Raw genomic sequence first — 6,000 nt, 5'->3', positions numbered from 1 at the left:
TGTTGTGGATATCAAAATAAAGACGTTAAAAATCTAAACCTACGTGAATGGGACTGTCCTTCTTGTCGTACACACCATGATAGGGATATTAACGCAAGTATCAATCTAAAGAATGAAGCGATAAGGCTTCTAACCGCAAGGACTGCGGGGTTAGCCTAATCAATTAGAGTTCGATAGAACTATTTACTTAGGAATCCCTCACTTCTAAACGAAGTGAAAGTGGGGGTAGTTCAATTCTCAATATAACAACTTTAAGAATATGATATTATTTTAATGCAAAGTCCCTTTTGTGCAATGAGATAGTAGTACCCAAAGAATACCCCACTGGTACCAGTGGGCTTTTCTTTTGTTTTTACATTTGTTATAATTTCCTTAAAGGTATTTCAATGTTGCTGTACGTATATAATAAAAGAAGAGATGCGTCAACATCTCTTCAAGTAACTGCTACCGCAAGGTGGTCGGTTACTAAAAATTAATTTTTGCGTTTTTTAGAAGACCGCCCACGCTTTGCTGGCTTAGGGGTGGTCTTCTTCTGTTTTTTAGAAGTAACTTTTTTAAATCCAAAAACTACGATCTCTCGGACAATAGTTTTGGATACTTCTAATAATATTTGAAAAAGAATGTCCATTCGGTCACCTCCTTTCCCTATAAATAAGAGAAAGGATCGCAACCAACCACCCTACAATATACAGTTGTTCTTATTCTATCATACTTATACAAGCTCACCAATATAAAATAACCCACCTATTTCCGTAGGTGGGCTTTATCTTCATTACACAATATCAAAGTATACTCTCTTTTTCTCGTAAACTTTATGCAATTATACATATTCGCAAAAAAATACACTATATAAATATTACATGTAGTAAAATATAAATTGTGGATACATTCTATAAAGCAGATTCTTTTGAAAGACGTAACATATTGATCTCAAATCTCTTGATATTTTGTGAACTAACAATCTGGTGTAAATAGAAGATTCTGTTTTATAGGATGTGTTTACACGTATAACAAAGGGGTAATACGTGTATATTTATATAAAATTAAAGTGGTTCAAGTCGGAGGAAGACACCTTAGGGTGTCTTTTTTTGTACATTAAAAAACTCACCATCCAACAGAAATGGCGAGATCCTTATATATTATTTCATATCTTGTTTTCTCTAATGCTTTTCTTCTTAATTAACCAATAACTGCATTATACGTTATATAAGCTAAAATGTCTGAAAGGTTTACTCTGATAAAATCCAAATGACTACAAATATTCCTGTAACTGCCGTACCTCCAAGAAATCCTACCAATATTTTTCCTTGAGTACCATTAACAATTTCTTTTAATTCTGCTTTTGCTTTTTTCTTATCTTCTCCTGTTGAAAAGAGATAACTAATAAAATATACGACTACTAAAAATAGTGACGCGATTACCTCTATCATGACTTATGTACCTCCCTAATATATGTTAACTATTAATTAACCAATAATTTCCTTGTACATTATATCAGCTAGGGTACATGGAAGTAAAACAAATTATTTACATAACTTGTTTTATTAATCGGTATATTAAAAAGAGACACCGAATAATTCCTTAGCGTACAAAATTCGCGTTATGTTGGAGGGACCCCATGCCCATCAAGCTATTATTTAGAAGTGCTCCCCAAAACGAAAATTTTATTATTTTACAGTTATTTATGAGAATTCAACTCATTTTCTTCGTTTTGGGCAACTAGTTTCATTAGCTTGATGGGCATATTGGTGGAACCCCGAAATGGACATTTGAATAAATAATGCCTTCCTTAAAATAACCTTAATTAAAACATAGTTTTGATAATATATGGAAAATAAATGGTACAATTTTTGGGTATAACCTAAATAAAATTTATTTTAGAAAAGGGGTAGAAGGGAAATGTTCCAGAAGTTCAAGTTTTATTTAATGAGCATTTTAATTAGTTCAATGTTAGGAGGAATTATTATAGGTGCTAATTTCTTAGTCCATAACATATATAATTTAGTTGCAGGTAAAGAATATCATTTTAATATGTGGTCTTCTATTATTATATTTAGTGTTGTATTTATTTCGGGTTTCTCGTACGCGTTGAAGAAGGGGCCAGATATATTTGTTAATCATTAAACCAATAGCAATTATTGTAGGCGCTGCCGTGATCTGGGTGGGGTCTTGTTTGCTGTTAAGGAAAGATAACAAAACTAAATTTCCTTAAAATGAAAAAACGCCATCCTTTCCTATGATTCTATAGAAAGGATAGCGTATTTTTTTATTTGAGGGGAGAACTTTGTTTTATTATATTCTATATTTCAGTTAAAAAAATTTTTTAAAAATCAGTACGTTTATATATTCTCACCGTTAAGAAGTAAGAACCGATAAATATAAGCATGGTAACGATTGAAGCAAATGTAATTATTTGATTAGTAGTAAATTGATTAGTAACGCTATATACAAGGTCGGTAATATTTACATATGCCTCAATTGGTCTCCATAAAACAACACATACAGGGAAAATAATGCTGACAGTAGCCATCAAATATTTATTGGTGAAGCGATAGAAAAATGGTAAGTAGATAGACGTAAACAACATGACAGTAAGAACACTAACCACAATAGTCTGTGGAGTTTCAATTTCAACTCCATAAGTCGGGGATGCAACTTGAATTACTGCTTGTATCAATAATGAGAATAGAACTACTAGAATTGTAAACAACACTGTACCAATATATTTTGACATAATAATTTTATTTCTACTATAAGGCAGGCTATTAATAAATTTGTGACTATTATTCTTTTCGTCATAATAATGTAGATTTATCATATAAGAACCAGCCACCAAAACGACTATGAACCCAAAACTTCCAAACGTCCCTATAAAAAAGCATATACCAAGTAGATAGAGTAAGATCAATAATTTTTGCAATCTAAAATCCTTTAATATTAAATTATACATATTGAACATTCCCCTTTTTTGTATAGTACATAATATCTTCTAATGTCGCTTCTTCAATTAATACATCATTCCCTAATTGCGTACGTGAACGGCTGACGTTACTTGTGAGTGCTTCAAACCCCATGTTTGTTTCACGAATCCCGATTAATTGTTCTCTGATTTTAGGCGTAAGCAAGGATTTATCCCCTTTTACAGTTGCATATTCTTCAGAAATACTATGTATATCTTTTTCAAACACAATCTCACCATTATGAACAAATACAATATAATCAGCAATACGATCTAAATCAGTGGTAATATGTGTGGAGAAAAAAATTGTTTTATCTTGATCGACCATTAAATCATAAAGGATGTCTAAAAGTTCCCTTCGAAATACAGGATCGAGTCCAGATGTTGGTTCATCCATAAGTATAAATTCGGCATGGTGTGAAAGTGCAAACGCTAGGGAAGTCTTCATTTTCATCCCTGTAGACATCTCTTTCATTTTTATGTTAGTCGGTAACTCAAAGCGCTGTAAGTAGGATTGGAACTGATTTTCATCCCATTTTTTATACGCTGGAGCAATGAATTTTTTCAGCTGATGAATTGTCATATCTTCATAATAGATATTGTCATCGTATACGAATCCTATACGCTCTTTAATAGAAACTTGGTCCTTTTGATGATCTTTACCGAAAACTGTGATATCTCCGCTATCCTTGCAAATAAGATCCATAATAAGTTTAATTGTCGTACTTTTCCCAGCACCATTTGCGCCAATAAATCCCGTTACAAACCCCTTTTTGATGTTGAACGATGCATTTTTTAAAGAAAATCCCTTATATGTTTTTGAAACATTTTTCACTTCTACAATGTTCTCCATATTTATTCCTCCTCATAAATACGATTAATAATTTGTATTAACTCATCCCTTAATAAATGATTAGCCTTACTCTCTCGAACGATTGTACTGAACTTTTCACGTATTGGATCACTTGGTTCATCCGCACGTTGTTTCTTTGTTTGTTTTGCAACAAACGAGCCTTTCCCTACTATAGAGTAGATGTAACCCGCTTTTTCAAGTTCTTCGTACGCCCTTTTTGAAGTAATAACACTTACCTTCAAGTCTCTTGCTAATGAACGCATAGAAGGTAACGAATCATCTACTTTCAATGTTTTATTTGATATTTGTAATATAATCTGATCAATGATTTGTTGATAAATAGGCGACTTAGACTTATTAGATAGTAAGATTTTCATGATTGAACTCCTTGCCTCTTAAATGCATATGAACACATTATACACAATGTATACAATATATACAATATATACATTTGTAACGATGTTAATTTTTCATATAGGATACCGTCATATTGATATAAAGGCGTTATCCTTTCCTATGATTTCTCAGAAAGAATAACGCCTTTTTCATTTTAGGAGGATATTGTCTTGTTAGCTTAATAGCGATGGGGTGCTACCCCTATATATCTGAGAAAAGTACGATTGAGGTAATTGACGATGAGTATCTAAATGGAGAAGTGTTAGATGAACTCCAGCAGGGAGAGGATCATAATTTGTTTGCGGTAAAAGGGGACAAAAGAGACGTGTTGTAGCAGTAAGAGATGGGATGATGTTGAATGGAGAGACCTAAAGCTATTGAATAACGAAATTTTGAGTAGTACGGATACAATAGAAGGATGGGGAATCGAAATATCAACATCACGTAAAAGAATACACGATTTTTCAAAAGGCTCAATCCATAAAATATATTCGGTTTGAATATATTTTATGGCATTTCCAAACTTTTTGGTATCAGAGTAATACTTAAGTTGTCCTTCTAAGACTGATATATTACCTTACCTCTTAAAGCATCTTTCCTAAAAGCGTATGAGTATTCTTGAGGATTAATGCTTTTTATCAAATAGTGTCACTTCCATTCAAATATTAGTAAGTATATTATACCATATATTTCCTGCGACTCATTTATTCGTTAAATAGGAATTTAACGAATAAACTGGTGATGAAAGCCTATCTCTACTATAGCGGCAGTTTATTGAATTTTTAAGTTTATAATTAATAGACAGTTTTAGTTAAGGAAATTTAAAAGCCCTGTCTTTAAAGAGAGGGCTTTTAAAAAAGGATGACAGTTAACAACTGAAGGTACCACCATATTACCATTATTGGGATTATTATTCCATATTTTCATATTGATAAATAATTTATGTTATAGAAAGTTTGATGAGGAGAGAATCCTTGTAAATTTTAAAATAAGGAAAGCAAATATTGAATTTAAAGTTATGTTTAAAAAGGAATGGAATTATTCCTTTTGCTTTGCAACGTATATTAAGCATCATTCAAAATCATGTATAGGTTATAATATGAATAAATATAGTGTGACTAAAAAATTTCAAGACACCAATTCATTGGAACGGTAAAAACTGTTTTCGGAATAGGTGTCTTTTTTGTATTAAGTACAATATATTTTCTCAACAGGAAAAATTGTAATTATCTATAAGTATTACTTATAAGGATAATAGGAAAATGGAAATTAATAATAAAGGAGAATGCGAAATGTTAACAGTAATATCTAATAATGACCTAGCTAAAATACGCGAAGAAGATGTAGATGTAATAAGGGTAATGGCACATCCGGTTCGATTAAAAATTATAAGTGAGTTAATGCATCATAAAATGTGCAATGTTACAAGGTTAACAGAAATATTAAAACTTCCACAATCCACTGTTTCACAACATTTAGCAAAGTTAAAAGGAATTGTAATACGTGCAGAAAGAAAAGGATTAGAGATGCATTATTATATTGATAATAATAAAGCTCGTCAGATTGTAGAAATTTTAAGTCTGTAGATTAATCATACGTAAAAGTTTCCTATTATAAAGGAAACTTTTTTCTATGTTAATCAAAATATAATCAGTTATAAAGAAATATGATATTTGGAACGAGTGAATTTTAGAATACTATATTGGAATGTAAGTTTTTAATTCGAGTTATGGAACGTATAATTTTTCAGTAAGAAAGGAGGGGAGTGTAAGAAAGTCTAGGAAATGTAACA

8 protein-coding genes and 1 pseudogene are annotated in these 6,000 nt (G+C 31.4%); 4 read left to right on the top strand and 5 right to left on the bottom strand.

Annotation, left to right across the window (positions count from 1 at the left end):
* Positions 1–159: zinc ribbon domain-containing protein (locus C4S65_RS30865; RefSeq protein WP_033795714.1), on the top strand; the 159-nt coding region annotated here is incomplete at its 5' end.
* 313 nt (positions 160–472) lie between these two features.
* Here the strand turns inward: C4S65_RS30865 and C4S65_RS34745 are convergent.
* Both C4S65_RS34745 and C4S65_RS30860 read right to left on the bottom strand, forming a co-directional pair.
* Positions 473–628 carry a hypothetical protein gene (locus C4S65_RS34745; protein ID WP_000353176.1) on the bottom strand — a complete coding sequence of 52 codons (156 nt, stop codon included), beginning with the start codon at positions 626–628 and terminating at the stop codon, positions 473–475.
* A 601-nt stretch (positions 629–1,229) separates the two neighbouring features.
* Positions 1,230–1,430: a hypothetical protein gene (locus C4S65_RS30860; RefSeq protein ID WP_103945793.1), complete on the bottom strand. Its 201-nt coding sequence runs from the start codon at positions 1,428–1,430 to the stop codon at positions 1,230–1,232.
* 469 nt (positions 1,431–1,899) lie between these two features.
* Here C4S65_RS30860 and C4S65_RS30855 point away from each other — a divergent pair, with 469 nt between their 5' ends.
* Positions 1,900–2,124 carry a hypothetical protein gene (locus tag C4S65_RS30855; RefSeq protein WP_098505787.1) on the top strand — a complete coding sequence of 75 codons (225 nt, stop codon included), beginning with the start codon at positions 1,900–1,902 and terminating at the stop codon, positions 2,122–2,124.
* A 199-nt stretch (positions 2,125–2,323) separates the two neighbouring features.
* Here the strand turns inward: C4S65_RS30855 and C4S65_RS30850 are convergent, their stop codons facing one another.
* The 3 genes from C4S65_RS30850 to C4S65_RS30840 are packed head-to-tail and all read right to left on the bottom strand — an operon-like array spanning position 2,324 to position 4,189.
* Positions 2,324–2,950 (bottom strand): ABC-2 transporter permease, encoded by a 627-nt coding sequence (locus tag C4S65_RS30850; RefSeq protein WP_097890720.1) that lies wholly within the window; start codon positions 2,948–2,950, stop codon positions 2,324–2,326.
* Complete coding sequence (locus C4S65_RS30845) at positions 2,943–3,812, bottom strand: ABC transporter ATP-binding protein (RefSeq protein ID WP_098838885.1); 870 nt, start codon at positions 3,810–3,812, stop codon at positions 2,943–2,945. Before C4S65_RS30845 ends, C4S65_RS30850 begins: the two co-directional genes overlap by 8 nt.
* A 2-nt stretch (positions 3,813–3,814) precedes the next feature.
* Complete coding sequence (locus C4S65_RS30840) at positions 3,815–4,189, bottom strand: GntR family transcriptional regulator (RefSeq protein ID WP_097890716.1); 375 nt, start codon at positions 4,187–4,189, stop codon at positions 3,815–3,817.
* A 209-nt stretch (positions 4,190–4,398) separates the two neighbouring features.
* On the opposite strand from C4S65_RS30840, the pseudogene C4S65_RS35510 reads away from it, so the two are divergent.
* Both C4S65_RS35510 and C4S65_RS30830 read left to right on the top strand, forming a co-directional pair.
* A pseudogene (locus tag C4S65_RS35510) lies at positions 4,399–4,708 on the top strand (hypothetical protein); the annotation flags it as partial.
* 792 nt (positions 4,709–5,500) lie between these two features.
* Positions 5,501–5,794, top strand: a complete 294-nt coding sequence (locus tag C4S65_RS30830) for a metalloregulator ArsR/SmtB family transcription factor (RefSeq protein WP_098505791.1) — start codon at positions 5,501–5,503, stop codon at positions 5,792–5,794.
* The last annotated feature ends 206 nt before the right edge of the window (positions 5,795–6,000 follow it).

It is taken from the genome of Bacillus sp. ok061 (genome assembly GCF_900108285.1).
GTDB lineage: Bacteria > Bacillota > Bacilli > Bacillales > Bacillaceae_G > Bacillus_A > Bacillus_A thuringiensis_S.
Note: the sequence above shows the minus strand (reverse complement) of the source record. Positions and strands in the feature narration are given on the sequence as shown.